Source organism: Streptomyces sp. NPDC039424, assembly GCF_055639495.1.
In genome coordinates, this window is sequence record NZ_JBVKAI010000046.1 from 1 (window position 1) to 3,924 (window position 3,924).

1 protein-coding gene is annotated in these 3,924 nt (G+C 71.5%); it reads right to left on the bottom strand.

Features of this window, described 5'->3' with window-relative positions:
* Positions 1–3,924, bottom strand: a 3,924-nt coding sequence (locus ACZ7L0_RS43890) for a non-ribosomal peptide synthetase (protein WP_471248189.1), incomplete at both ends; no start/stop codon positions are given.

Here is a 3,924-nt window from a genome sequence, read left to right on the forward strand (position 1 = left end):
GTCGGGTGCCTGGCCCTGAGTGCGGGCGGTGTAGGCGCGGGCGAGGTCGGAGGCGAGCGGGCCCAGCGACCAGCCGTCACCCGCGATGTGATGCACGACCAGCAGCAGCACGTACTCCTGGGCCGACAGTTCGAACAGGTCGGCACGCAGCGGCGGTTCGACGGCCAGGTCGAAGGCGTGACGCGCCGCTGACGTCAGCACGTCCTGCAACTCGAACTCGGTCGTCGGCCTGACGGCCAGGCGCGGCACGGCGGCCTCGGGGGCCAGCACCTGCTGGCATGGAACCCCCTCGGCCTCCGGGAACACCGTCCGCAGGCTCTCGTGCCGGGCCACCAGATCACCGAGCGCCGCACGCAGCGCGTCCCGGTCCAGATCACCCGACAGCCGCAGCGCCAGCGGAATGTTGTAGGTGGCGCTCGGCCCCTCCATCTTGTGGATGAACCACAGGCGGCGCTGGGCGAAGGACAACGGCATGACCTCCGGCCTCGGCCGTACCGTCAGGGCCAGGCGTCCCGGTCCGGCGGTATCCAGGAGGGCCGCCACCGCGGCCGGGGTCGGGCCTTCGAACAGTGAGCGCAGTTCCAGCTCGACGCCGAAGGAAGACCGGATCTGGGCGATCAGCCGAGTGGCCAGCAGGGAGTGCCCGCCCAGGTCGAAGAAGTCGTCGTCGACGCCGACCCGAGGCAGGCCCAGGACCTGCGCGAACAGGTCGCACACGATCTGCTCCTGCGGAGTGCGCGGCTCCCGTCCGCCCCCGGCCGACGTGAACTCCGGCGCCGGCAGCGCGGCACGGTCCAGCTTGCCGTTGGCGGTCAGCGGGAGCCGGTCGAGGGGGACGACCGCCGTCGGGACCATGTAGTCGGGGAGATGGTGACGGCTGTGTTCCCGGAGCGCGGCGACGAGGGCACCGGTCCCGCGGCGGCTGGCGGGGTTGGTCGTCCAGGTCGACAGGGGTGTGGCGGAGGTGCTGGTACCGGCGGTGGCGTAGGTGCCGATCGGCGCGCTGCCGGCCAGCCGCCTCCGGGCGACGAAGACGACGTCGACGGTGTCGTGGTCATGGGTGTTCCAGGTGACGCCGGTCCAGTAGCCGTATGCGTCGCCCAGCTCGTGGAAGACATCGAGGCCGAGGTGCGGGTCGGCTGGGCGGGCGGACGGCGGCACGTCGTCGTCGAGGGCGCGCTGGGCGGCGAGCTCATGAGCCAGGCGGGGATTGGGGACCCCGGTGATCCGGAGCTCGGCGGGCCGCTCGGTTTCCAGCCGGTGCCTGAGGTCGGCGAGGCCGGCGTCGGGATCCGTGTACGGAGCCCAGGGCAGGGTGGGGGCGTCGTCGAGGGCGTGGGCGGTGACGCCGGACTTGTAGAGAGTGGCGTCGTAGCGGTAGCGGGTGAGTTCGTTGTGGGCGGTGCCGCGTTTGATCTGGATGTCGGCGCCGGCGAGGTCCGGGACGTGGTGCGCCAGGGCGGTGAAGTACTCAGGGTCGACGAGGAGTTCCTTCTCCAGGACCAGGCTGTGCTCCACCGCGCGGCGGACTGCCGTCCGGTCGGCCGGGTCGTCGGCGCGCGCGGTGTGGACGGCCGCGGCGAAGGTGCGCAGGAGCCGCGGATTGCGGATGTCGCCGATGAAGAGGGCCCCGCCGGGAGTGAGGGCGCGCAGGGCGTGGTGGACGACCTGTTCCAGGTAACCGGCGTTCGGGAAGTACTGGACGACCGAGTTGAGCACAATGGTGTCGAAGCGGCCGTGCGGAAGACCGTCGAAGTCGTGCGCGGGCTGCGTCCGCAGGTGGACCCGGGAGGCGAGGACGGGATCCTCGTCGACGTGGCGCTGAAGGTCCTCGATGACGGTGGGGGAGAAGTCCGTGCCCCAGTACTCGTCGCACTCGGGCGCCAGCTTGGCGAGGAGCAGACCGGTGCCCACGCCGATTTCGAGGATGCGGCGGGGGCGCAGGGACCGGATGCGGTCGACGCCGGTGTCGCGCCACTCCCGCATCTCGGGCAACGGGATGGGCTTGCCGTCGTAACTGCTGTTCCAGCTCGCGAAGTTCTCGCCGAACGCCGCCTCGGGCGCGCTGGTGTAGACGGAGTCGTACAGGTCCTGCCACTCGCTCAGCTGGGCCCGCTCGACATCCTCGTCGTGCGATCGCGCCGAGGTGTCGGGCACGACATAGGCGATGAGGCGGGAGTCGCCGGGCTGGTCCTCGCGGACGACGACGGCCGCCTGCGCGATGTCGGGGTGGTCGGTGAGGACGTTCTCGATCTCGCCGGGTTCGATGCGGAAGCCGCGGATCTTGACCTGGTGGTCGACTCGGCCGACGAACTCCAGCTCGCCGTCCGCGTTCCAGCGCACCAGGTCGCCGGTGCGGTACATACGGGCGCCGGGTTCGGTGGCGTACGGATCGGCGACGAAGCGTTCCGCCGTCAGACCCGGTCGGCCCAGATAGCCCCGGGCGACACCCGCGCCCGCGATGTACAGCTCACCCACCACACCGGGCGCGACCAACCGCAGGCCGCCGTCCAGGACGTACACGCGGGTATTGGCGATCGGACGGCCGATCGGCGGCGCACCCGCCCCGTCGGCCAAATCCGCGGCGGTCGACCAGATGGTGGTCTCGGTCGGGCCGTACAGGTTGATCAGATCCCGTGTCAGCGTGCGCATGGACTCGGCGAGCGGAGTGGGCAGCGCCTCGCCGCCGACCAGCATGCGCAGGTCCCGCAGGGCCTCCGGATCGTGGGCGACCAGAAGCTGCCACAGCGACGGCGTCCCCTGAAGGACCGTGACGCCGTGCCGGGCGATCAGGTCGAGCACGGCGGACGGCTGGGGGACGGCCTCCTTGGGCGCCAGGACGACCGCGGCGCCCGAGAGCAGCGGGTGGTACAGCTCCAACGCGGCGATGTCGAAGGCCACCGTGGTGACCGCGAGCAGCCGCTCCTCCGCCCTGAGCGGGACCTTCTGCCGCATGGCCTCCAGGAAGTTGAGCAGCGCCGCGTGCGGCACGACGACGCCCTTGGGGCGGCCCGTCGATCCTGACGTGTAGATCACGTACGCGGCATCGGCGGCCCGCAGCGGCGCGGCACGGTCGGCGTCGTCCGGGTCGGTGTCGGGGCAGTCGGCCAGCAGCGCCTGTACGTCCGTGGAGTCCAGCACCAGCCGCCGCGACGAGCCGCCGTCCGGAATCCGGGGGTCCGTCGCCATGGTGGTGAGCAGCAGGGCGGGCCCGGCGTCCTCCAGCACGTACTCGATGCGGCCGGCCGGGTGGTCCGGGTCGAGCGGCAGGTACGCGGCGCCCGCCTTCAGTACCGCCAGCAGCGCGACCACCAGGTCGGCCGAGCGCGGCAGGGCGAGGGCGACCACCCGGTCCGGCCCGGCGCCCCGGCGCAGCAGGGCGTGAGCCAGCCGGTTGGCGCGGCTGTTCAGTTCCGCGTACGTCAGGGTCGTGTCCCCGGCGATCAGTGCCACGGCGTCCGGCGTGGCCCGCGCCTGCTCGGCGAAGCGGACCGGCAGCAGTTCGTCGCCTACCTCGGCCTCGGTGTCCAGCCAGGTGTCGAGCACCCGCTGGTGTTCCTCGGGGGTGAGCAGGTCGATGTGGTCGAGGGGCTGGTCGGGATGGGTGGTGGCGGCGTCGAGCAGGCGTACCCAGCGGTCGAAGAGGGTTTGGACGGTGGGGGCGTCGTAGAGGTCGCTGGAGTATTCGATGGCGCCGGTGATGCCGTGGGGTTGGCCGTGGGGGCCGCGCTGTTCGGCGAGGCTGATGAAGAGGTCGAATTTGGCGGTGTGGGTGTGTCCGGGGGTGATGTCGATGTGGAGGCCGGGGAGTTGGAAGGTTGCTTCGGGGGCGTTTTGGAGGGCGAGCATGATTTGGAAGAGGGGGTGGTGGGCGAGGGTGCGGGTGGGGTTGAGGTGTTCGACGAGGTATTCGAAGGGGACGTC